Source organism: Marinibaculum pumilum (assembly GCF_042646425.1).
GTDB classification, from domain to species: Bacteria; Pseudomonadota; Alphaproteobacteria; order Ferrovibrionales; family Ferrovibrionaceae; genus Marinibaculum; species Marinibaculum pumilum.
Genome location: NZ_JBHRTR010000046.1, coordinates 57,006 through 79,979, shown reverse-complemented (window position 1 = coordinate 79,979; position 22,974 = coordinate 57,006). Strand labels below are relative to the sequence as shown.

At 71.6% G+C, this 22,974-nt stretch carries 20 protein-coding genes and 1 riboswitch; of the genes, 10 read left to right on the top strand and 10 right to left on the bottom strand.

The features are described 5' to 3' along the window. Positions 1-11: 11 nt before the first annotated feature. The gene (locus ACFOGJ_RS24710; protein ID WP_379905674.1) at positions 12-1,319 is read left to right on the top strand and encodes an efflux RND transporter periplasmic adaptor subunit; all 1,308 of its coding nucleotides are present in this window, start codon (positions 12-14) and stop codon (positions 1,317-1,319) included. 10 nt (positions 1,320-1,329) lie between these two features. Further along, on the top strand, positions 1,330-4,476 hold the full coding sequence (locus ACFOGJ_RS24705) for an efflux RND transporter permease subunit (protein WP_379905672.1): 3,147 nt from the start codon (positions 1,330-1,332) through the stop codon (positions 4,474-4,476). Between the two features lie 171 nt (positions 4,477-4,647). Here ACFOGJ_RS24705 and ACFOGJ_RS24700 read toward each other — a convergent pair whose 3' ends face one another. The 5 genes from ACFOGJ_RS24700 to ACFOGJ_RS24680 all read right to left on the bottom strand — a co-directional run bounded on the left by ACFOGJ_RS24700 (position 4,648) and on the right by ACFOGJ_RS24680 (position 9,550). Next, positions 4,648-5,928 (bottom strand): TRAP transporter large permease, encoded by a 1,281-nt coding sequence (locus tag ACFOGJ_RS24700; protein WP_379905670.1) that lies wholly within the window; start codon positions 5,926-5,928, stop codon positions 4,648-4,650. 3 nt (positions 5,929-5,931) lie between these two features. Further along, complete coding sequence (locus ACFOGJ_RS24695) at positions 5,932-6,450, bottom strand: TRAP transporter small permease (protein WP_379905668.1); 519 nt, start codon at positions 6,448-6,450, stop codon at positions 5,932-5,934. Between the two features lie 207 nt (positions 6,451-6,657). Continuing rightward, the gene (locus tag ACFOGJ_RS24690) at positions 6,658-7,650 is read right to left on the bottom strand and encodes a C4-dicarboxylate TRAP transporter substrate-binding protein (RefSeq protein WP_379905666.1); all 993 of its coding nucleotides are present in this window, start codon (positions 7,648-7,650) and stop codon (positions 6,658-6,660) included. Positions 7,651-7,676: 26 nt separating this feature from the next. Further along, positions 7,677-8,810 (bottom strand): Ldh family oxidoreductase, encoded by a 1,134-nt coding sequence (locus ACFOGJ_RS24685; RefSeq protein ID WP_379905664.1) that lies wholly within the window; start codon positions 8,808-8,810, stop codon positions 7,677-7,679. After that, complete coding sequence (locus tag ACFOGJ_RS24680; protein ID WP_379905662.1) at positions 8,807-9,550, bottom strand: SDR family oxidoreductase; 744 nt, start codon at positions 9,548-9,550, stop codon at positions 8,807-8,809. The genes ACFOGJ_RS24685 and ACFOGJ_RS24680 overlap by 4 nt, the downstream gene beginning before the upstream one ends. A gap of 182 nt (positions 9,551-9,732) precedes the next feature. On the opposite strand from ACFOGJ_RS24680, the gene ACFOGJ_RS24675 reads away from it, so the two are divergent. From ACFOGJ_RS24675 to ACFOGJ_RS24660, 4 genes are all read left to right on the top strand, one after another. Next, entirely contained in the window at positions 9,733-10,533 is an 801-nt protein-coding gene (locus ACFOGJ_RS24675) for an SDR family NAD(P)-dependent oxidoreductase (RefSeq protein WP_379905660.1), read from the top strand. 19 nt (positions 10,534-10,552) lie between these two features. Continuing rightward, complete coding sequence (locus ACFOGJ_RS24670) at positions 10,553-11,632, top strand: GntR family transcriptional regulator (RefSeq protein ID WP_379905658.1); 1,080 nt, start codon at positions 10,553-10,555, stop codon at positions 11,630-11,632. A gap of 101 nt (positions 11,633-11,733) precedes the next feature. Further along, positions 11,734-12,717 (top strand): hypothetical protein, encoded by a 984-nt coding sequence (locus tag ACFOGJ_RS24665; protein ID WP_379905656.1) that lies wholly within the window; start codon positions 11,734-11,736, stop codon positions 12,715-12,717. An 83-nt stretch (positions 12,718-12,800) separates the two neighbouring features. Beyond that, positions 12,801-13,667, top strand: coding sequence for a glutamate racemase (locus tag ACFOGJ_RS24660; protein WP_379905654.1), 867 nt, complete (start codon positions 12,801-12,803; stop codon positions 13,665-13,667). 122 nt (positions 13,668-13,789) lie between these two features. Here the strand turns inward: ACFOGJ_RS24660 and folE are convergent, their stop codons facing one another. The 3 genes from folE to metZ all read right to left on the bottom strand — a co-directional run bounded on the left by folE (position 13,790) and on the right by metZ (position 16,466). Further along, positions 13,790-14,413, bottom strand: a complete 624-nt coding sequence (folE, locus tag ACFOGJ_RS24655; RefSeq protein WP_379905652.1) for a GTP cyclohydrolase I FolE — start codon at positions 14,411-14,413, stop codon at positions 13,790-13,792. Positions 14,414-14,613: 200 nt separating this feature from the next. Further along, positions 14,614-15,006, bottom strand: coding sequence for a Co2+/Mg2+ efflux protein ApaG (apaG, locus tag ACFOGJ_RS24650; protein ID WP_379905650.1), 393 nt, complete (start codon positions 15,004-15,006; stop codon positions 14,614-14,616). Between the two features lie 203 nt (positions 15,007-15,209). Then, a complete protein-coding gene (metZ, locus tag ACFOGJ_RS24645; protein WP_379905648.1) occupies positions 15,210-16,466 on the bottom strand; it encodes an O-succinylhomoserine sulfhydrylase in 1,257 nt (418 codons plus the stop codon). A 110-nt stretch (positions 16,467-16,576) separates the two neighbouring features. Beyond that, positions 16,577-16,656, bottom strand: a riboswitch (SAM riboswitch). A 213-nt stretch (positions 16,657-16,869) separates the two neighbouring features. On the opposite strand from metZ, the gene ACFOGJ_RS24640 reads away from it, so the two are divergent. The 3 genes from ACFOGJ_RS24640 to ACFOGJ_RS24630 all read left to right on the top strand — a co-directional run bounded on the left by ACFOGJ_RS24640 (position 16,870) and on the right by ACFOGJ_RS24630 (position 21,180). Continuing rightward, entirely contained in the window at positions 16,870-18,438 is a 1,569-nt protein-coding gene (locus ACFOGJ_RS24640) for an alpha/beta fold hydrolase (protein WP_379905646.1), read from the top strand. Next, a complete protein-coding gene (locus ACFOGJ_RS24635) occupies positions 18,435-19,313 on the top strand; it encodes a TauD/TfdA dioxygenase family protein (protein ID WP_379905644.1) in 879 nt (292 codons plus the stop codon). The genes ACFOGJ_RS24640 and ACFOGJ_RS24635 overlap by 4 nt, the downstream gene beginning before the upstream one ends. Positions 19,314-19,479: 166 nt before the next feature. Continuing rightward, entirely contained in the window at positions 19,480-21,180 is a 1,701-nt protein-coding gene (locus tag ACFOGJ_RS24630) for a methyl-accepting chemotaxis protein (RefSeq protein WP_379905642.1), read from the top strand. 28 nt (positions 21,181-21,208) lie between these two features. Here ACFOGJ_RS24630 and ACFOGJ_RS24625 read toward each other — a convergent pair whose 3' ends face one another. Both ACFOGJ_RS24625 and ACFOGJ_RS24620 read right to left on the bottom strand, forming a co-directional pair. Next, positions 21,209-21,724 (bottom strand): COG4315 family predicted lipoprotein, encoded by a 516-nt coding sequence (locus tag ACFOGJ_RS24625; protein ID WP_379905640.1) that lies wholly within the window; start codon positions 21,722-21,724, stop codon positions 21,209-21,211. A gap of 18 nt (positions 21,725-21,742) precedes the next feature. Beyond that, the gene (locus ACFOGJ_RS24620) at positions 21,743-22,273 is read right to left on the bottom strand and encodes a DoxX family protein (protein WP_379905638.1); all 531 of its coding nucleotides are present in this window, start codon (positions 22,271-22,273) and stop codon (positions 21,743-21,745) included. Between the two features lie 64 nt (positions 22,274-22,337). Between ACFOGJ_RS24620 and ACFOGJ_RS24615 the strand changes: the two genes are divergently transcribed. After that, a complete protein-coding gene (locus ACFOGJ_RS24615; protein ID WP_379905636.1) occupies positions 22,338-22,970 on the top strand; it encodes a TetR/AcrR family transcriptional regulator in 633 nt (210 codons plus the stop codon). The last annotated feature ends 4 nt before the right edge of the window (positions 22,971-22,974 follow it).

The following is a 22,974-nucleotide window of genomic DNA, read 5'->3' as shown; positions in this document are numbered from 1 at the left end:
GCCGGCCTGCCATGCGCCGCCTTCCCCGACTGCTGCTGCCGCTGCTGATCCTTGCCGCCGGCATCGCCGGCTTCGCCCTGCTGGTGCAGACCCGGCCGCAGGTGCCGCAGGGGGAGCCGGAGGAGCGGGTCTGGACCGTCGCCGTCGCGCCCGTCTCCCTGGGCCCGGCGCAGCCGCAGCTTCAGCTCTATGGCGAGATCGTCGCCGGCCGGGAGGTCGAGCTGCGCGCCCTGGTGGCCGGCGAGATCGTCGATGTCGGCACCGCGCTGCGCGAAGGCGCGCCGGTGGCCGCCGGCGAGCTGATCCTGCAGATCGACCCGTTCGAATATGAGGCGGCGCTGGAGGAGCGCCGCGCGCAGCTGAAGGAGGCGCGCGCAGGCCTGGCGCAGCTGCAGGCGCAGCGCGAGGCGCAGGAGGCCACCCTGCGCCGGGAACGGCAGCAATACGTGCTGCTGGAGCGCGACGTGACCCGGCAGCGGCAGCTGAAGCGCAGCGGCTCGATCGCCCAGAAGACCCTGGACACCGCCGAGCTGGAGCTGACCCGCGCCGGGCAGCGGGTCAACGTGGCGGAGAGCACCCTGGCCGGCGACGCCGCCCGCATCGAGCAGCAGGAGGCGGCGATCGCCCGCATGGAGGTCGGCGTGCGCCGGGCGGAGCGGGACCTGGACAATGCCCGGCTGGCGGCGCCCTTCGCCGGCTTCCTCACCGACATCGCGGCGCAGGAGGGCAAGCGGGTCGGGGTCAACGACCGCATCGCCAACCTGATCGACAGCGACTGGCTGGAAGCCCGGATCAGCCTGTCCGACGACCAGTTCGGCCGCCTGCTGGGCGGCGCCGGCCTGATCGGCCGCCGGGCGGAGGTGATCTGGCATGCCGGCGCGGGCGAGCGCCGCTTCGATGCCGTGGTGGAGCGCCAGGCCGGCCGCATCGACGCGGCCGTCGGCGGGGTCACCATCTTCGCCCGCCTGCCGGACCTGGCCCCGGACACGCCGCTGCGCCCCGGCGCCTTCGTCGAGGTGCGGATGCCCGACCGGCAGTTCGAGAATGTCGCCGTCCTGCCGGAAGCCGCCCTGTTCGAGGGCGACCGCGTCTATGTCATCGGCGATGACGACCGGCTGCAGGCACGCGCGGTCGAGCTGGTCGCCCGCGACGGCACCGACCTGCTGCTGCGCGGCGCGCTGCAGGACGGCGACCGGGTGCTGGTGACCCGTTTCGCCACCGCCGGGCCGGGGGTGAAGGTGCGGCTGCGCGATACGGCGGAGGACGATGCCACCGGCTCCGGCGCCGCCGGCAGCCCTGCCCAAGGGGAGGCCGGCTGAGGGCCGAACGATGGGCGTCGCCGCGCTGATCCGCCTGTTCACCCGGCACCGCAATGCGGCCAACCTGCTGATGCTGCTGGCCGTGCTGCTGGGCGCCTGGTCGCTGGACCGGCTGAACACGCAGTTCTTTCCCGAATTCGGCATCGACGTGATCACCGTCTCGATCGCCTGGCCCGGCGCCTCGCCGGCCGATGTCGACGCCAACATCACCACCGCGGTGATCCCGGAGGTGCGCTACCTGGACGGGGTGAAGCGGGTGACCTCCTACGCCGTGGAAGGCAGCGGCACGGTGGTGGTGGAGTTCGAGCCCGGCACCGACATGCAGCGCGCCTTGTCGGAAGCGGACAGCGCCATCGCCCGCATCCTGACCTTTCCGGAGGAGATCGAGGAGCCGGTGATCCGCCGGGTCACCCTGTATGAGACGATCTCCCGCCTGGCGATCGGCGGGCCGTTCCCGGAAGCGGCGCTGAAGGCCTATGCCAAGCAGATCCGCGACGCCCTGCTGGATGCCGGCATCGACCAGGTGACCCTGTTCGGCGCCCGCGACGAGGAGATCTGGGTGGAGGTGCCGGAAGAGGCGCTGCAGCGCCTGGACCTCAGCCTGGACGCGGTGGCGGCCCGCATCGGCGCCTCCAGCCAGGACCTGCCGGCGGGGCGGGTCGAGGGCGCGCTGCAGAAGCAGATCCGCTCCCTCGGCCTCGCCCCCGGCGCGGAGCAGGTCGCCGCGATCGAGGTCAAGGCCCTGACCGGCGGCGAGAAGATCCTGGTGCGCGACATCGCCGAGGTGGCGGAGCGCTTCGACCGCGAGGCAGCCGTCGGCCGCCTGCACGGCCGGCCGGCGGTGGAGCTGCATATCCAGCGCGCCGCCACCGCCGATGCGCTCGCCTCCGCCCGCATCGTGAAGGACACCCTGGAACGGATCCGCCCGACCCTGCCGCCCAGCCTGGAGCTGCAGGAATACGACGTCCAGGTGACCCTGATCCGCGACCGCATCGCGCTTCTGCTGAACAACGGCATCAGCGGCCTGGCCCTGGTGGTGGTGGTGCTGTTCCTGTTCCTGAACGGCCGCACCGCGTTCTGGGTCGCCGCCGGCATCCCGGTGGCGATGATGGCGACCTTCGCCGCGATGATGGCCAGCGGGCAGAGCATCAACATGGTCTCCCTGTTCGCGCTGATCATGACCATCGGCATCATCGTCGACGATGCCATCGTGGTGGGCGAGCATGCCGACCATCTGCGCAGCACCGGCCTGGATCCGCTGCAGGCGGCCGAGCGCGGCGCGATGCGCATGCTGGCGCCGGTCACCGCCGCCTCGCTGACCACCATCGCCGCCTTCGCGCCGCTGTTCCTGGTGGGCGACGTGATCGGCCAGATCATCTCCGCGATCCCGATGGTGGTGATCGCGATCATGATCGCCAGCCTGGTGGAATGCTTCCTGATCCTGCCCAACCACCTGCGCCACGCGATGACCGGCCGGCGGCAGGGAGGCGACGGCGGCGCCCCGAAGCCGCCGGGCCGCTTCCGGCAGGGCTTCGACCGCGGCTTCGGCCGGCTGCGCGACCGCCATTTCCGGCCCGCCGTGGCGCTGGCCCTGCGCTGGCGCTACGCCACCGTGGCGACGGCGCTGGCGGCGCTGCTGCTCTGCGCCGGCCTCGTCGCCGGCGGCCGCGTGCCCTTCGTCTTCTTCCCCTCGCCGGAAAGCGACACGATCTACGCCAACATCCTGTTCGCCCCCGGCACCCCGCGGGAGACGGTGGGGGCCATGGTGGACGAACTGGACCGGGCGCTGGACGCCGCGGTGGCCGGCATGGAGGGCGCGGGGGACGACCTCGTGGTCTCCGCCTTCGGCAAGATCGGCGTCAGCCAGGGCGACCAGTTCTCCTCCGTCCAGGGCGACCATCGCGGCGGGCTGCATGTCGAGCTACAGCCCTCCGACCTGCGCGACGTGCGCACGCCGGAGGTGATCGACGCCTGGCGGCAGGAGATCGTGGAACTGGCCGGGGTGGAGCGGATCGCCCTGGTGGAGCGCCAGGGCGGGCCGCCGGGGCGGGAGCTGGACATCCGCCTGATCGGCGCGGCGCCGGAGGTGCTGAAGGCGGCGGCGGAGGAGCTGAAGGACGTGCTGGCGACCTATCCCGGCCTGCGCGACGTGGAGGACGACCTGCCCTGGGGCAAGCCGGAGCTGGTGCTGGAGCTGACGCCGCGCGGCAGTGCGCTCGGCTTCACCACCCAGAGCGTGGCGCAGCAGATCCGCAACGCCTTCGAGGGCCGCATCGCGCGCCGCTTCGCCCGCGGCGACGAGGAGGTGACGATCCGCGTGCAGCGCCCGGTGGAGGAACGGCACGAGGCCGACCTGCGCACCCTGCTGCTGGAAGGCCCCGACGGCAGCCCGGTGCCGCTGACCGAGGTGGTGTCGATCCGCGAGCAGGCGGGCTTCGACCGCATAAGGCGCGAGGATGCGCGCCGCGAGGTGGCGGTGACCGGGGAGATCGACGAGACCCTCACCAACGCCAATGCCGTGCTGGCGGAGCTGGAGGCCGGTCCGCTGCCGGAGATCGCCGCCCGCCACGGCCTGACCTGGCGTCTGGCCGGTAAGTCGGAGGAGCAGGCCCGCACCCTGGGCGACCTGCAGACCGGCGCGCTGGTGGCGCTGGCGGTGATCTACATCGTGCTGGCCTGGGTCTTCGCCTCCTACACGCGCCCGCTGGTGGTGATGGCGATCATCCCCTTCGGCCTGGTCGGCGCGATCGTCGGCCATGCGCTGCTGGGCATGGACCTGACGATCCTGTCGCTGGTCGCGCTGCTGGGCCTGTCGGGCGTGCTGGTCAACGATTCCATCGTCCTGGTCACCACCATCGACGCGCGCATCGCCGCCGGCGAAGCCACCATGGAGGCGATCGCGAACGGCGCCGCCGACCGCCTGCGCGCCGTGCTGCTGACCTCGCTCACCACCATCGGCGGCCTGCTGCCGCTCCTGTTCGAGACCTCGCTGCAGGCGCAGTTCCTGATCCCGATGGCCGTCACCCTGGTCTTCGGCCTGGCCATCGCCACCCTGCTGGTCCTGGTCCTGGTGCCGGCGCTCCTGGGCATCCAGGAGGATGTCGCGAAAGTGCTGGGGCGACGGAAGCCGGCGGAAGCCGGGGCGGCGGGGGGCTGAGGGGAAATCCCCGCCGGTACGGGGGAACCGGAACCACCTCGTTCCCGGGCTCGACCCGAGAACCCATTCCGGCAGCCTGCCAGGCGCCTCGAGGCTTGCGGGTTGGCCCCCGGGTCGGTCCCGCCGTGACGCTCGCGAAATGCAGGACCTATAACGCCGTTCCTGGGACCTCTACCCGAAGATCAGGTCCGGCAGGAACAGCACCAGGTCGGGCAGGAAGATCAGCGCCAGCGTGGCGCCGGCGACGGCGAGGAACAGCGGCACGCTCTCGCGCGTATAGGCGGCGACCGAGCAGTTCAGGATCGAGCAGACGGCGTACATCGCCGCGCCGACCGGCGGGGTGAAATTGCCGATCGTCGCGGCGACGATGAAGACGATGCCGAAATGCACCGGATCGCCGCCCAGCTCCCGCATCAGCGGCAGGAAGATCGGCGTCAGCATGATGATCAGCACGGTGGCGTCGACGAAGAAGCCGATCGCCAGGATGAACAGCGCGACCAGCACCATCGCCCCCTGCAGGTCGCCGGTCAGGCCCAGGATCCAGCCCGATACCACCTCCGGCACCCGCTCCAGCACGATGCCGTAGGAGAAGATCGCCGACAGCGCGATCAGCAGCATCACCGAGCCGATATCGGCGAGGCTGCCCTCCAGCGCCTCGACGAAGCCCCGCGCCCGCATCCTGCGGTAGACCGCGACGCCGATAACGATCGCATAGAGCACCGCGAAGGCGCCGATCTCCGACGGGGTGAAGATCCCCATCCGCAGGCCCAGCAGCAGGAAGACCGGGAACAGCAGCGCCCAGATGCCGCCGCGGAAGGCGGAGCCCGCCTCCGCCAGGGTCGGCCGGGCGGCGCGCTCCGGCGGATAGCCGCGGCGGCGCGCGGTCAGCCAGACCGCCACCGCCAGGCCCAGCCAGAGCAGGAAGGCGGGCAGGAAGCCGGCGGCGAACAGCCGGCCGATGGAGACCTGGCCGATGCTGCCGTAGAGGATCATGCCGATCCCCGGCGGGATGATCGGCGTCAGCACCGCGCCGAACGACAGCACCCCGGCCGTGAAGCCGCGGGAGAGGCCGCGGCGCACCATCTCCTCCCCCAGCATGCGGGACTGCATCGCCGCATCGGCGATGGCGGAGCCGGAGACCCCGCCCATCAGCGCCGACAGCGCCAGCGAGACCTGCGCCAGCCCGCCCTTCAGCCGGCCGGTCAGCACCGAGGCCAGGTCCAGCAGCCGCGCGGTGATGCCGGAGCGGTTCATGAAATGGCCGGCCAGGATGAACAGGGGCACCGCCAGCAGGGCGAAGTTCTGGGTCTGCGAGACGGTGACCTGCACCGGGATGGTGAAGGGCAGTTCCGGGTGCTGCAGGAAGAACAGGGCGCCGGATATGCCGATCGCGAAGGCAACCGGCATGCCCATCACCAGCAGCACGACGAAGGCGATGACGACCAGCAGCATGGCTCAGCCCCCCCGCCCCGAGGGGCCGCCGGGGCTTGCCGGCGCGCCGCGAACCAGGCCGTCGGCGCGCAGCCGGTCGCGCAGCTTCAGCAGGGTGGTGACCAGCAGCAGCAGCCCGCCGACCGGCAGGCTCATCGTCACCCAGGAATAGCTGACCTCCGGGATGCCCTGGAAGCTGCGCGCGCGGCTGACCCAGGAGAGCACCGCCCCGGCATAGATCACATAGCCCAGGAAGGCGGTGAGGATGACCAGGTTGGCATAGGCCAGCGCCTGGCGCAGGCGGGCCGGCGCCCTTTCGCCCAGCAGGTCGATGGCGACCAGGGCGTCCCGGCGCCACGCGATGTCGGCGCAGAGGAAGGCCGCCCAGGCGAAGAAGCAGGTCGCCAGGTCGATGGTCCAGTTCAGCGGATGGTGCAGCATCCGCGCCACGCCGCCGGTGAAGATCAGCGCCACCATCAGCAGCAGGAAGGTGCCGGCAAGGACCGCCTCAAGGCGCAAGGCGAATGCGTAGAGCTTCTGCATGCGGCGATCCCTGCCGGCCGGGGCCGGCCGGGGTCCCGCCCCGGAGCCGCACCCCGCAATGGCTGGCGCCCGCCGCCCCCCGGCGCGGAGGGCGGCGGCGCATCCTAGCGCATCCTGCGTCCGTTCGGACGCAGACAAGATGCGCTATCTTTTTGGAATCGATCAACTTATTGCCGCTCGGATGATTCCATCCGAGTGCAAGTTGATCTAGTTGGCGATTTCCTTCTGGACCTTCTCCTTCGCCTCGGTCAGGCCCAGCACTTCATAGGCCTTCTCCCCGGCCTTGCGGAAGGCCGCCATGTCGACATCCTCGACAACGGTCATGCCCTTCTCCTGCACCGCCGCCTTCGCCTTGGCGACCGCGTCGGCGATCACCGCGGAGGTCGCCTGCCCGGCGGCGCGGCATTCCTCCACCAGCGCCGTCTGGTAGTCGGCCGGCAGCTTGTCGAACCATTCGGCGCTGACCACCTGGAAGTTCACCAGCAGGATGTGCCCGGTCTCGTTGGCATGGTCGAGCACCTCGTAGAGCTTGCCCGCGGTGATGTTCGGATAGACCAGCTCCGCCCCGTCGACGGCGCGCTGCTGCAGGCCCGGATAGATGTCGGTGAAGTTCATCGCCACCGGCTCCGCCCCCAGGGCGCGGATCGATTCCTGCCAGATCGGCGCCGGCGGGGTGCGTACCCGCAGGCCCGCCAGGTCTTCCGGCTTGCGCACCGGCTTGCCGGTGAAGAAGTGGCGGAAGCCCTGCACCCAGTCGAAGCAGACCACCTTCAGGCCATGCTCCTTCGCCAGCTCCGCCTGCCAGGCCTGCATCGTCGGGCTGTCGGCCAGGGCATAGGCCTCCTCCAGCGAGCCGACGAAGTAGGGGCCGTTGACCACCGCGATGCCCGGCACGTAGTTGCCCAGCCGGGCGGCGTCGGTGTTCTGGCCGATATTGGCGCCCTGGCGCATCTGCTCGATGATGTCCTCCTCCACCCCCAGCTGGGCGCTGTGGAAGACCTCGATGGTGAGGCCGCCGTCGGTGCGCTCCTTCACCTTCTCCGCCCAGGCCTGGAAGCCCTTGTGATAGGGCTCGTTTGGCCCCAGCACGTGGTTGAAGCGCAGGCTGTACTCCTCCGCCGCGGCGGCGCCGGCGCCAAGCATCAGCGCCAGCCCCATGCCCAGCGCCGCGCGGAGCGGCGCCGCAGATCTGTTCCGCATGGTCATCTGCCTTCCCTTTCGTTTCCTCACCCTGTCTTCGCCCCCGAGGCGCCGGGTGGCGCAGAGGCGGCGTCGGGCGCCGCGGCGAATGCCGGCGGCGCCAGCCCGAACCGATCGACCAGGTCCCGGAACACCGCTTCGGTATCCGGGTCGATCGGAATGCCGGCCGCCGCGCGGCGGTCGGCTTCGGCCCATTCGCGGTCGCCGGGCGCCAGCACTTCCTCGCCCGGGCGTGCCGCGGAGCGGCGTAGTGCCGCCAGATAGCGGCGCATGCCCGCGTCGAAATCCTCTTCCGGCAGGAAGGCCTGCGGCCGCAGCACCAGGACGAAGGCGCCAAGCCCGCGGGGACTGGCCAGGTCCGGCCCGGCCATCGGCGCGATCTCGAAGCTCAGCCGCATGCCGGTCAGCACCGCGCTGAGGATCTCCGACAGGCCGGCCAGGCCGGCGCCCTTGAAGCCGAAATCGCCGCCCAACGGCGCCAGCATCTGCGCTGCCGCGGGATCCACCGTGTCGATCCCACCGGCGGCCGAGGCGGTGCCCGGCGGCAGATCGCGGCCCAGGCTCTTGTAAAGCTGGATCCGGTTGTACGGGATCGCGCTGGTCGCCATGTCCAGCAGCCAGGGCCGGCCGCCCGCGACCGGCACCGCGCAGGCCAGCGGGTTGGTGCCGTGGAAGCGTTCCGCACCGCCATGCAGGCGGACATAGCTGTCAGCGTTGCAGGTCACCAGGCCGATCATGCCGGCCTCCGCCGCCGCCAGGGCATAGGCGCCGGCCGGGCCGAAATGGGAGCTGTTGCGGATCGCCACCGCCGCCAGCCCGGTGGTGCGGGCGCGGCCGACCGCATGGTCAACGGCGTGGAATGTTGCCAGCGCGCCATGGCCGTTATCGGCATCCAGCACCGCCACCGCGCCACCATCCGCCGGCCAGGTCATCGCCGGCCGCGGATTGACGCGGCCGCCCTGCAGCACCGCCACGTAGTGGCCCAGCAGGCGGACGCCGTGGCTGTCCACCCCCAGGCGCGAGCCGTGCAGCATGGCGCGGGTCGCGGCGTCCACGGTGCCGGCATCGGCACCGGCGGCGGCCAGCACCGCCCGGCAGAAGCGGTCCAGCGCCGCCGCATCGACCCGGCGCGGGCCCTGCGCCTGCGGCGGCGCGCTCACAATGTCTGGCCGCCATCGACGACCAGCAGCTGGCCGGTCATGAAGGCGCTCTCGTCGGCGGCGAGGTAGATCGCGGCGGCGGCCATCTCCTCCGCCGTGCCCAGCCGGCCCATAGGCTGGCGCGCGACGAACTGGCGCCGCGTCGCCGCGGGGTCCGGGGTGGCATCGATCCGCTCCGCCAGGGAGGGTGAGTCCGTCGTGCCGGGGCAGAGCGCGTTGACCCGCACGCCCTGGCCGATCACGTCGCGCGCCACCGCCTTGGTCAGGCCGATCAGCGCCGCCTTGCTGGCGCCGTAGGCGGCGCGGCCCGGCACCCCGGTCACGCTGGAGGCCACCGAGGCGACGTTGACGATCGCGCCGCCGCGCCGTTCCAGCATCTGCGGCAGCACGGCGCGGATCAGCCGGAAGCAGGCGGTGACGTTCTGCTCCAGACTGCGTGCCCAATCGTCGTCGGAACAGTCCAGGATGCTGCCCTGGTGCACCCAGCCGGCGCAGTTCACCAGGATGTCGAGGCGGCCGGCGGCGGCGATCGCATCGGCCGCCGCCGCGCCGTCGGTGACGTCGAGCTGCAGCGGGCGGATCGCCGGCGACCGTTCCGCCAGGTCGGCGAGCTTGCCGTAGGTGCGGCTGGCCGCCACCACCTCCGCCCCTTCCGCGGCGAAGGCGAGCGCGGTGGCGCGGCCGATCCCCTGTCCGGCGCCGGTCACGAACGCCCGCTTGCCTGCCAGCCGACCCGTCATGTCCGGCGCCTTCCTCCCACTGCCGCAGGCCGTCCATGCAGCCTGTCGTTCCTGCCAAAACGGCTTTTGTGTACACTATCCATCTGAGGTGCAGGTGGCAAGAGGCCGGCAGCCTGCATGGCACCGCGACGCGCCAGCCGGCAGGATGGGCGGGGCGCCGGGGAACGGGACGGGGGAGAGGCATGAACGCCGCAACGGAAGGCTTTTCGCTGCAGGGCCGCAGCGCGCTGGTGATCGGCGGCGGCAGCGGCATTGGACGGGAGATCGCGCTGGGCTATCGCCGCGCCGGGGCGAAGGTGCTGCTGGCCGGGCGCCGGGCGGAGCGCCTGCTGGCGGTGGCGGAGGAGCTGCGCGCCGCCGCCGGCCCGGCGGACGGGAGCGCCGGCGACGGCCCGCGGCTCGCCTATCCCGCCGATGCCCGTGCCAGCGGCGCGCTGGCGGAGCTGGCCGCCACTGTGGCGGCGGACCACGGCACGCCCGACATCCTGGTGAACTGCCAGGGCACCACCGCGATCAAGCCGGCGCTGGAACTGAGCGAGGCGGAATACGACACCATCCTGGACACCAACCTGAAGAGCGTCTTCTTCGCCTGCACCGCCTTCGCGCCCGGCATGCTGGCGCGCGGCGACGGCCGCATCGTCAACATCACCTCGCTGGCCGCCCATACCGGCTGGGCCAATGCCGCCGCCTACAGCGCCAGCAAGTGGGGGGTGGCCGGCATCACCCAGAGCCTGGCCGCGGAGTGGGGCGAGGGCGGGGTGCGGGTGAACGCCATCGCGCCCGGCTTCTTCATGACCGAACTGAACCGCGAGCGGATGCCGGAGGCGCGCAAGGCGGAGGCACGGCGCCGCAGCGCCATGCGCCGGATGGGCGAATTGTCCGAGCTGGTGGGCGCCGCTATCTTCCTGGCTTCCGATGCCGCCGCCTTCGTGAACGGCGCCACCCTGCGGGTGGACGGCGGCTATCTCGCTTCCGGAATCTGACAGCAGGGACGGCGGAAAGATGCCGGACGGACCTTCCCGAAAGGGCGGCAGAACCGGCACCGGCAGCGGCACCGGGGGACGGCCGGGCGGCCGCAGCGGCGCAGGCCGGATCTCCGGCACCGCGCCGCGCCTGTACCAGCGCGCCTACGAGATCCTGGCCGAACAGATCGCCGCCGGCCAGCTGCCCGCCGGCAGCCGCCTGATGGAATCCGGCATCGCCGCGCAGTTCGGCATCAGCCGGGCGCCCGCCCGCCAGGCGCTGGCGGAGCTGGCCCGTGCCGGCCTGGTGGAGAAATCCCGCGGCCGCGGCTTCACGGTCCGCTCCCAACCGCCTGCCGCCGGGGCCCGCCGGGCGACGGCGCAGGCGCCGGCAGCGCCGGCGGAGGATCTCCGCCTGCAATCCGCGGCCAGCTGGGAGCGGATCTATGCCGAGGTCGAGGACCAGATCATCGCCCGCATCTCCTTCGCCGCCTGGCGGGTCAACGAGGCGGAGCTGGCCCGCCACTACGGGGTCAGCCGCACCGTCGCCCGCGATGTCGTCGCCCGCCTGCAGCAGCGCGGCCTGGTGCGCAAGGACGAGCGGGCGCGCTGGTTCGCCCCGGCCCTGACGCCGGACCATATCGGCGAGCTGTACGAGCTGCGCGCGCTGCTGGAGCCGCCGGCCCTGGAGCGCGCCGCCGGCCGGGCGCCGCCGGAACTGCTGGCCCGGATGCGGCGGAACCTGGAGGCGGCGATCGCCCATGCACGGGAGATCGACGGCCCGGTGCTGGACGCGCTGGAGCAGGAACTGCATGTCGAGCTGCTGGCCCGCTGCGGCAACCGGGCGCTGATGCAGGCGATCACCCTGCCGCAGTCGCTGCTGATCGCGCACCGCTTCCTGTACCGCTGGACGCCCAGGATCTTCGACACCGAACCGTTCCTGCCGGAGCATCTGGAGGTCGTCGACCGCCTGCAGAAGGGCCGCGCGCAGGCCGCCGGATCGGCGCTGGCCCGCCACCTGGAGGTCAGCCGCGACCGGGCGGTCGCACGGGTCGAGGATGTCGTGAAGCGATTCCGCCCCGACCCGCTGCCCTACCTGGAAGCGCTCCCTGCGGGATGAACGGGCCGGCCATCCCCCCATCGGATGGATTGCCCTGCCGCGAAACTGCGCGTAGAGCGCAGGAAGCCCCTGCCACGTGCCGCGCTTCGCGAGACGCCTGAGTGAACATCCAGCCATCCCTGTCGCCGGTGCTGCTGCCGGCCCGCCCCGAAGAACGGCCGCCGCTGCCGAACGAGCCGGTGGTCCGCGACTGGCCACGACAGGCGGCGCTGTCGGCAGCCTGCCTGGCGCCGGAGCTGGCGGCGCTGGAGCGGTTCTTCCTGTGGCTGCGGGCGGAACTGGACCCGCGATTGCGGGCGGCGAAGCCGGTCAGCTTCGGCAAGAGCTATCCGCTGGGGCAGTGCCTGGAGATTTCCCGCGCGGCAAAGCTGGCGCTGCGCGGCCTGAACGGAATGGCACCGCCGGAGGGTCCCGCGCGGCGGGGCCGCGACGCGCTGCACGCTTTCCTCGCCGCCGGCGGCACCATGCGTCAGGTCTGGGGCGACCTGCGCGGCGCCTATTTCCAGAACGCCTTCCTGGTCGGCACCTACTATGTCGATATCGCCAACGACACCGTGATCGCCGCCAAGCCGAAGGTGGAGATCAAGCCGCTGGCCGAGGCGGATTTCCGGCCGGTGCGCGACTTCGCGCATTATGCCACGGTCGCCCGCCGCTACTGGGACGCACGGGTGCTGCCCAACCATCTGCTGCCGGAGCTGGCGCCCTGGGTCCCGGCGGTGACCATCTATCCGGGCAGCGGGGTGCAGCTGGACGCGCCGACCTACTACATGGTGGCCCTGTGCCGGGCCGGCGCCTTCGCCCCGTCGGAGGCGCTGCTTGCCGCCGCGCCGCTGGCGCACGGCCTGTTCGACCTGCTGGCCGGCCGCCTGGCGGCGGCGGGTCTGGCGGTGCCGGTCTCGCCGCAGGCCGGACGTGAGGCCGCGCTGGCCGCCTGCCGGCAGGGACGCGCCGCCGGCTGGCCGCTCGATGACGGCCGGGCGGACCGGGCCGTGCGGGGCGCGCTGCATGCCAGCCGGCAGCTGGCCGGCATCACTGCGGCCTATGCCTTCACCGCGATGCCGGCCGCGTCGGCCGCGGCGGATTGACAGCGGGGGTGAATCGCCGCCTTCTGGTGTCCTTCGCAACCATGGCGCGCAGCCCGCGCGCCCGCCCTGGAATGCCCGCGCCGATGATCGGCTGCTTCGATTCAGGCCATGGCGGCCTCACCATCCTGCGGGCGCTGCGCGCGCGCCTGCCGGACCGGCGCTTCATCTATCTGGGCGACCACGCCAACGCCCCCTATGGCGACCGGCCGTCGGCCGAGGTGCTGGCGCTGACCGCGGCGGCGGCCGACTGGCTGTTCCGCCAGGACGCACGGCTGGTGGTCCTGGCCTGCAACACCGCCACCGCCGTGGCGCTGCGCCACCTGCAGCAGCACTGGCTGCCGCAGAGCGGCTGGCGCGCCCGCGGCTGCAACATCCTGGGCATCGTCGCGCCGACGGTGGAGGCGGCGACCCTGACACCCTGGGGCATCGGAATTCCGACCGAAGCCGGCGCCGTGCGGGAGGGGCTGGTCGCGGTGTTCGCCACCACCCGTACCGTGCAGACCGACGTCTATGGCGAGGAGATCGCCAAGCGCTGCCCGCGCATGCGCATCGTGCAGCAGGCCTGCCCCGGCCTGGCCGGCGCCATCGAGCGCGGCGCGCCGGCGGCGGAGATCGATCGGCTTGTCGGCCGCGATGTCCACGCCCTGCTGGCAGCGACAGGGGGTGTCGCACCCGACCATGTGATCCTGGGTTGCACCCACTATCCGCTGGTGGAGGCGGTGTTCCGCAGCCACCTGCCGGCCGGCTGCCGGATCCTGTCGCAGCCCGCCCTGGTGGCGGCCAGCCTGGCCGACTACCTGGCGCGGCACCCGTACTATGCCGGCGCCGCCGGCGACGCCGATGCGCAGCTGCACACGACCGGCGCCTGCGGCCTGGTCGGCGAACGGCTGGCCGCCCTGCTGCCGGATTTCCTGGCCGGCGCAGGCTTCCGGCCCGCCGTGCTGGCCTGACAGCCGGCAGGGCCGCATCGCGGAGGAGGTCGCGGCCGCCGAGGCGCCCGAGCACAAGTCATGTACGCCGCCACCCGATGACGGTCGCCGGGAGGATCCGCCCGGGGCGTTCCCCGGCCCGGTCAGACATGGCTGACCGGGCTGCCGATCACCGACATGAACTCCGCGCGGGTGCGCGGATCGTCGCGGAAGGCGCCCAGCATGCGGCTGGTCACCATGGTGACGTCCGACTTGTGGACGCCGCGGGTGGTCATGCACTGGTGCGCCGCCTCGATCACCACGCCGACGCCGCGCGGCCGCAGCACCTCGTCCAGGGTGTTGGCGATCTGCGCCGTCATCTTCTCCTGGATCTGCAGGCGCTTGGCATAGACCTCCGCGACCCGCGCCAGCTTCGAGATGCCGACCACCCGCCGGTCGGGCAGGTAGCCGATATGCACCTTGCCGATGATCGGCACCATGTGGTGCTCGCAATGGCTCTCCAGCCGGATGTCGCGCAGGAGCACCATCTCGTCATAGCCCTCGACCTCCTCGAAGGTGCGCTCCAGCAGGGCGACCGGGTCTTCGGCATAGCCGGCGAAGAATTCATCGTACGACCGCACCACCCGATCCGGCGTGCCCAGCAGCCCTTCCCGGGTCGGATCGTCGCCGGCCCACCGGATCAGGGTCCGCACCGCCTCTTCCGCCTCTTCGCGGCTGGGCCGGCCGGACGCCTCCGCCTGGCCGATGATCGCTGCCGGATTGCTCATTCCTGTCCCTCTCGTCACGCCGCACCGACGGCTCCCCGCAGCACAGCACTGGTTCTGATTGTCTCGTCACGGGCCGACGGTCGCCGGCTTCCTGCCGCACCATGGAACCGCATGATCGCGGCTCCGCTTCGATATGTACGTCGCGGCAGGTGAGGAGGTTCACCCGAGGCGGGCGCCCGGGCGATGCGGATGCCCTCGGATCAGTTCACGCTCAGGGTGGCGTGGGGGCTGTCCAGCGAAAAGGCGGGGATCGCCACGTCGAAGATCCCGCCATCGGCCGCCATCATGCCGTAGCTGCCGACCATGAAGCCGGACGGCGTCGAGAGCGGGCAGCCGCTGGTATATTCGAACGTCTGGCCGGGCTCCAGGATCGGCTGCTCGCCCACCACGCCGTCGCCGCGGACCTCCTGCACCCGGCCGTTGGCATCGGTGATCTGCCAGTGCCTGGTCAGCAGCTGGACCGTGTCGTCGCTGCCGTTCTCGATCCGGATCTGGTAGGCCCAGACATAGCGATGCTCGCCCGGCGAGGACTGCTCCTCCAGATAGATCGGGCGGGCGGTGACCGTGATGCCGTTGGTGCTTTGCGCGTACATGGCGCCTCCCGGCCCGCGTCCGGATCGCCGCAGCGCCGCCGGCCGGGCCAGCCGTTGGCCGGCACACCCGGTGCCGGCAGGTATCGATGCGACCGCCTGCCCGAAGGGCCTGCCGCCGCTCCGCCGATATTAGGGTCCTGCCGGGCATTGTCCAGAAGCGGCGCCCTGCCGGCAGACAGGCTGCCGGCAGGGCGGATCTTCGCTCAGGCCGCGAGTGCGCGGTCGAGATCCTCCAGCAGGTCCTCCACATCCTCCAGCCCGACGCTGAGCCGCACCAGGCCGTCGCTGATTCCCATCAGGGCGCGTTCCTGCGGCGGCAGGCGCTGGTGGGTGGTGGTCGCCGGATGGGTGATCAGCGACTTGGAATCGCCAAGATTGTTGGAGATGTCGACCAGGCGCAGGCCGTTCAGGAAGCGGAACACCCGCGCCTTGCCCTCCTCCGCCAGTTCGAAGGAGACGATCGGACCGCCGGAGCCGGACATCTGCCGGCCGACCAGCTCCGCCTGCGGGAAGTCGGCGAAGCCCGGATAGATCACCCGGCCGACCCGCGGATCCGCCCGCAGCCAGTGGGCGACCCGGTGGCCGCTCTCGCAATGCTGGCGGAAGCGCAGCGGCAGGGTCTCCAGGCCTTTCTGCAGCACCCAGGCGTTGAACGGGCTCATCGACGGGCCGGTATGCCGCATATAGGGGGTCAGGACATCGTTGATGAAGGCATGGTCGCCCAGCACCGCGCCGCCCAGGCAGCGGCCCTGGCCGTCGATATGCTTGGTGGCGGAATAGACGGTGATGTCGGCGCCCAGCTCCAGCGGGCGCTGCAGGATCGGCGTCGCGAAGACATTGTCCACCACCACCCGGGCGCCGGCCGCATGGGCCAGGTCGCAGACCGCCGCGATATCGACCAGGTCGAGGGTCGGGTTCGCCGGGGTCTCGAAGAAGACCAGGTTGGTCGGCTCCGCCAGCGCGTCCCGCCACTGGTCCAGGTCGGCGCCGTCGACCAGCACGGCGGTGACGCCGAAGCGCGGCAGGATCTCCTCGATGATGTAGCGGCAGGAGCCGAACAGGGCCCGGGCGGCCACCACCCGGTCGCCGGCCTTCAGCTGGCACATCAGGGCGGCATTCACCGCCGCCATGCCGGAGGCCGTCGCGCGGGCATCCTCCGCCCCTTCCAGCAGGGCCAGCCGCTCCTCGAAGGTGCGTACGGTGGGATTGCCGAAGCGGCTGTAGACGAAGCCCTCCGCCTCGCCCTTGAAGCGGGCCTCGGCCGCCTCCGCGCTGTCGTAGCGGAAGCCCGAGGTCAGGAACAGCGCCTCCGCCGTCTCGCCGAACTCGCTGCGGCGCAGGCCGCCGCGCACCAGCCGGGTGGCCGGCCGCCAGGCGGCACCCGAAGCGGCACCTGGCGCGCCACTGGGCTTCGCCGCCGCCGCTTCGGCCTGCGGCAGGTCCTGTTCTCTGGCACTCATGATGATCCCCTCCTTCGTCAGGTCACGGTCACGCAGTTGCGGGTCGGGAGGGGCAAAAAAAATCCCGGGACGATACGGCAGTGCACGCCAAAGTGCATTGCGCTCAGCCCGGGGGTTTCCTCCCGGCCTTTTAGCGCGTTGTTTAGCGTGGCGCGCAAGCCGGCCGGCCCAAATCACCACGTACGTCTAGGGTTAGCCCCCTGACGCCGCCGGGTCAACCCCGGCGCGCCGCGCCTGCAGGGCCGGCGCCGGACCCGCCCCCTGACCCGGGGACGACGGACCGCTATAACGGGGCTGTCTGACAAGGGCCCGCTGGCGCAGCGGGCCCCGGCTGGAGGAGCCGCCAATGCGACGTCCGATTTCCGCAGCCGCGCCATGCGGCGCAGCGTTCCGGGCCGGTGCCATGGCTGCCGTCGCGATCTGCCTGGGTCTGGGCCTGGAGCTTGCCGCGCCGGCCCCGGCAGCGGCCGACGCACCGGCGCTGCAATCCCAGCCCTGCCCGTTCCCGATTCCGTTCGGCGAGGCCGCGCAGTGCGGCAGCCTTGCCGTGCCGGCCGATCACGACCGGCCGGGTGCCGGCAGCTACGAGGTGTTCTTCGCCATCCTGCGCGCCCATGCGGCGGTGCCGGCGCCGGACCCGATCGTGCACCTGGCCGGCGGACCCGGCCAGGCGATGAGCGACTTCGCGGAGGAGATGTGGTTCCGCACGGCCGCCGATCGCGCGCAGCGGGACGTCATCCTCTACGACATGCGCGGCACCGGGCAGTCGCAGCCGGTGCTGGACTGCGCCGGGATCGACGATGACGTGATCGACGCGAACCCGGCCAATGACGGCGCCTCGACGGATGCGACCCAGGTGGCCGCGGCGCTGGCCGCCTGTCGCAGCGGCTATGCCGCGCAGGGCATCGACGTGTCGCAGTTCGACAGCGAACAGGCGGCGCGCGACCTGAAGGCCCTGCGCGCGGCGCTGGACATTGAGCGATGGAACCTTGTCGGCACCTCCTATGGCACCCGGCTGGCGCTGGAGGCGGCCCGTCAGGATCCCGACGGGATCCGCAGCCTGGTGCTGAACTCGACGATGACCATGGGCGACGCCTTCGAGCCGCAGACCTTCGACGACCGGGCGCGGATCCTGGACCGGCTGTTCGCCGACTGCGCCGCGAACGAGGCCTGCAATACCGCCTTCCCCGACCTGAAGGACCGCTTCGAAGCCCTGCGCGGGCAACTGCAGGCGCAGCCGATGCTGGTCCATGTGGTGCCGCCGCCGGACGCGGCTCCCGGCCCGTCCGGCGGGCCGCCGGCGGGGCCGGGCGGCACGATCCCCGTAACCCTGGACTTCCCGGCCTTCGTCGGGGTGCTGATGACGCACCTGTCGTTTCAGCCCGGCGTCGAGATGGTGCCGCTGTACATCGACAGGATCGGCAAGGCGGCAGCCGGGCAGGAAACCCTGACCGACAGCGACTGGCGCGAATTCCTCGGGCCCGGCCTGCTGCAGGGCGAGGGGCTGGCGATCGGCCTCTACCTGTCGGTGGTCTGCCGCGAGATCGGCCCCGTCCACGACAGCGAGGGCGCCGCGGCCCGGGTTGCCGGCAGCAGCCTGTTTTCCGCCCGCGACCTGGACATGCTGGACCAGAACTGCCCCGCCTGGGGCGCCGGCAGCGCCCGCGACGATTTCGCCGAGCCGGTGCACAGCGACGTCCCCGCCCTGCTGCTGTTCGGCGAGTACGATCCCCTGACCCCGCCCTACTGGACGGCGGCCGCGGCCGGCGCGCTGGGCAACGGACGCGCGATCGCCTTCCCGGGGGCGGCGCATGACGTGCTCGGCACCTCGCTCTGCGCCCGGACCGTGGTCACCGCCTTCATCCGGGATCCCGAGGCGGAGCTGGACACGGCCTGCGTGGAAAGCCAGCTGCCGCGTTTCTTCACCCCGCCGCAGGACCCGGCGGAGGCGACGGAGGGAGAGCCGCAATGACAGATCAGGCTCTGCCCGGGGACAACGGGCCGGCGCTGCAGGTCGACCCGCTTGTCGGCGCCCTGGGCGCGGAGGTGCGCGGGATCGACCTGAAGCAGGACATTTCCGGCGCGCCGTTCCGGGCGCTGAACCGCGCCCTGCTGGATCATGGCGTGATCTTCCTGCCAGACCAGCACCTCACCCCGCGGCAGCATGTCGCCTTCGCCCGCGCCTTCGGGGAGCTGTTCATCCATCCCTACCTGAAGGGCGTGCCGGACGCGCCCGAACTGGTGCCGGTGGTGAAGGAGGCCGACGAGACGGTGAATTTCGGTGGCGAATGGCATTCCGATTTCACATACCTGGAATGCCCGCCGAAGGTCTCAATCCTTGCGGCGCGGGAACTGCCGCCGCCGCCCGCGGACGGCAGCCGCCAGGGCGGCGACACCATGTTCGTGAACATGACCCTGGCCTATGACCGCCTGTCGCCGGGCATGAAGCGGCTGCTGGACGGCCTGCGGGCGGTGCATTCTTCCGTCTCGCCGACCTACGCCACCGCGGTCGCCGCGAATTCCCTCAGCCAGGGCAAGGCGGTGCAGGCGGAACAGGTGCTGCATCCCGTGGTCCGCACCCATCCGGAGACCGGCCGCAAGGCCCTGTTCGTCAACCCGGCCTTCACCCGCGGGCTGGAGGATATGAGCCAGGCGGAAAGCGACGCGATCCTGGGCCATCTCTACCGCCATGCCTGCCAGCCGGAATTCGCGGCCCGCTATCGCTGGCGCAAGGGGGCGGTGGGAATCTGGGACAATCGCTGCACGATGCATCTCCCCCTCAACGACTATCAGGGGCAGCGGCGGGAAATGCACCGGGCGACCGTGACGGGCGACCGGCCGGTCTGACGGGCGGGGCACATCGTCTCTTGCAGAGCAACAATCACAAGTTGCAGCCGCTTGTTCGGTCTGGCATTTTCTGCGCCCCGAACAATCGTTCAGTTCGCGAAACGCGCTGTTAACGATTCCTGTCTACACATGGTTGTCGAACGTCTTTCCAAGAGGCCCGGCTGCCATGTCTCTCTCGTCAATCAGCATATCCAGCAAGATCTTCGCGATCATCGCCCTCCTGACGGCGGCCTGCATCGCCCTGGTCGTCATCGCCCTGATCGAGGTCTCGGTGCTGAACCACACCATCCACGAGATGGACCGGAGCGCCCACGAAATCCAGCTCACCGGCCGCATGAGCGAGGAGGTGCTGAAACTCAACGGTGCCGACTATCGCCTGGCGGCCGACCCTTCCGGCCTGGACGACTTCAAGGCGGTTCTCGACCAGGCTGGCGCGGATTTCCGGCATGAGCTGCAGGAGGCGAAGTCCTATGCCAGCGGCGAGGAGATCGCGACCCTGGCGGAAGCGGAACGGGCCTTCCAGTCCTACATGGCGAGCCTGCAGGAGACGGCGGCGCTCGCCGACCGTCTGCGCGCCTCGATAACGAACTCTGCCGAGCGGGAGGAGATCCTGGCCGCGGTAAATGCCAGCGCGGCAAAGGCGGAGGCCCTGCGGCAGGCCCTGGACCGTCTGGGCGACCAGGCGACGGCCACGGCCGACCGGCGCACCCTGGAGGCGGAGGAGACGGTGGCGGAAAGCCGCCGCGTCCTGATCCTGGTCTCCGCCGTCGGCATTCTTGCCGGGCTGATGCTCGGCATGCTGATCTCGCGCCAGGGGATCACCCGCCCGCTGGCGGCGATCATCGGCTGCCTGAAGCGGCTTGCCGATGGCGACATGGAGGTTGCCGTTCCCGGGACCGAACGCCGGGACGAGATCGGCAAGGTCGCGGGCGCGGCCGAGCTGTTCAAGTCGAGCCTGCTGCGGACCCGGCAGATGGAGGAGGAGGCGCGCACCCAGGAGGAGGCCCAGCGGGCCGCCCAGCGCGAGCGCACCCTGGAGATGGCGGCCCGCTTCGAGAGCCGGGTCGGCGGCGTGATCGATGCCGTCTCAGCCGCCGCGGTGGAGCTGCAGGCCACGGCGCAGCAGCTTGCCGCCTCGGTCGAGGAGGCGAATGCGCAGAGCGGCGCCGTGTCGGCCGCCGCGGAGGAGGCCAGCACCAACGTGCAGACCGTCGCATCGGCCGCCGAGGAACTGAGCGCGGCGATCGTGGAGGTCTCGCAGCAGGTGGCGGCGGCCGCCGGCAAGGCACGCTCCGCCGCCGACGGCGCCAACGACGCCCTGCAGCATATCGACCAGCTGGCTACGGCGATCGACCAGGTCGGGCAGATACTGCAGGGGGTGAACGACGTGGCCGAGCAGACCAACCTTCTGGCCCTGAACGCGACCATCGAGGCGGCGCGCGCCGGCGAGGCCGGCAAGGGCTTTGCCGTCGTCGCCTCCGAGGTGAAGCAGCTTGCCGACCAGACCCGCCGGATGACCGACAGCGTGCGCGACCAGATCGAGGGTGTCCGGAGCGCCTCCGGCCGCAGCGTCGAGGCGACCCGCCTGATCATCGCCCAGGTCGGCGATATCGACGGGGTGGCCGCCACCATGGCCGCCTCGGTGGAGGAGCAGAGCGCGGCCACGTCCGAGATCAGCCGCAATGCGCAGCAGGCCGCCACCGGCACCGACGAGGTGTCGCGCAACATCACCGGCGTGCACGAGGCGGCCTCCCAGGTCGCCAGCGCCTGCGACAATGTCCGCGGCGCGGCCGACGAACTGGCGGAGAATTCCTCCCGCCTGAAGAAGGAGATGGACCTCCTGCTGACGGAGGTGCGCGCCGCCTGACACCCGGCTCCCGCGCCGGCGGGCCGGGTCAGGTCCTGCTCTCGCCGCGCTGCTCGCCCTCGGGGCCGACCAGGGACCAGTGGCCGCCGAACGCCTCCAGAGCGGCCGGCGGCGCATCGCCACCCGCGTCCGCCGCCCGGTAGTAGAGCGGCCAGCCGTTATAGGTCAGCTGCACCAGACCGTCGGCGCGACGCATGACGGCCAGCAGATCGGGCCGTGGCGCCTTCGGCATCGTCCCGTCTGCCGGCACCGCGACCGGCACCCAGTGCTGTGTGCAAAGGTCGTGGCAGCGGCTTTCCGTGGCGCCTTCGCGCGTCTCCTGCCTGTCGCGTGAGAACAGGTACAGGGCCCGACCCTCGCCATCCACCAGATAGGGGCCGCTGCCACCGCTCTGGCGGAGTTCCAGGATCAGCCCTGGCGCCGCGGAGGCCGCCGGGCCTGCCGGTCCGCCGTCACCCTGCGCCGCCCGGATGTCCGCTGCCGGCTGGGCCAGGCCCCAGAGCATCGCGGTCGCAAATCCGGCAGCCAGATACAGCCTCGTCATCGTCGCTCTCCTAGCGTCCTACCGGGTCCCGCCCGGAGAATGCAAACCCGCGGGCCTCGCTTGCCGTTCCGGAGAGGGCCGGCGCTCCGGCAGAGGCCAGGGACCGATGACGGCACCGGCCCGCAGCGCCCACCAGATCACGAGCGGCTGAAAGGCCAGGCGCAGCCAGTAGTACCAGGCGGCCTGCGGCAGCCCGTCGACCGCCAGGCCATTGACGGCATTGGCGACGTTGGCGGGAAAGACGCAGACGAAATAGACCGCCAGCAGGATGGCCGCCGCACGCCGCGTGGCCGGCAGGAGGAGGCCGATCGCGCCCGCGATCTCGCAAAGCCCGGTGGCCGCCACCACGGCGGCCGGCCAGGGTACAAAGGCCTCGATCATCGGCAGGTACCGGCCGGGGCTGACCAGATGGTCGATGCCCGCCAGCAGCAGCGCGATGGCCAGGGCCGGCCGCATCCGCGCCGGCCAGGTGCGCAGGCCCGGCACCCCGATGCGCGACAATCCCCATGCGGCGAGCGCGATGCCGCCGAGCAGCGCAAAGAACATCATGGCCGCCTCCTCCGCTTGATGTTAGCGTTGCTTACATCTGCTCCTGAATGTAAGAAACGTCAACATGACGAAGCGCTATCATCACGGCGACCTGCGGCATGCCCTGGTCGCGGCCGCCATCGGGCTGCTGGACCAGCGGCCGGCGGCGGTGGTCGGCCTGCGCGAGGTGGCGCGCGCGGTCGGTGTCTCCAGCGCCGCGCCCTATCGCCATTTCCGAAGCCGCGAGGACCTGATGACCGCGGTCGCGGCAGAGGGCTTCGCCGCCCTGGCGGACCGGCTGCGGGCGATCGCCACCGGCGGGGCGGCCGCAGGATCGACGGCACAGCCGACAGCCCATCTGACAGCCCTGGGACGGGCCTATGTCGCGTTCGCGCTGGAGAACCGCAATCTGGCCGACCTGATGTTCCGGCAGCCCGGCCCGCACCCGGGTGCACCCGCCCTTGCGACCGCCGCGGAGGCGGCGTTCGCGCCGCTGCGCGCGGCCGTGACCGCGCTTTGCGGCCGGCCGGCCCGCGACGAGACAGTCGGGGCCTGGGCGCTGGTGCACGGCCTGTCGATGCTGGCCGCGGATGCGCGGCTGAGCGGCGATCTGCGCGAACCGGCACGGCTGGCGCAGATGGTCGACAGGGTCGTCGCCGCCTATGCGCGGGGCATTGCCGTCATGCCGGAAGCGGGCGGCGAAGACGCGGTGACCTGAGAAT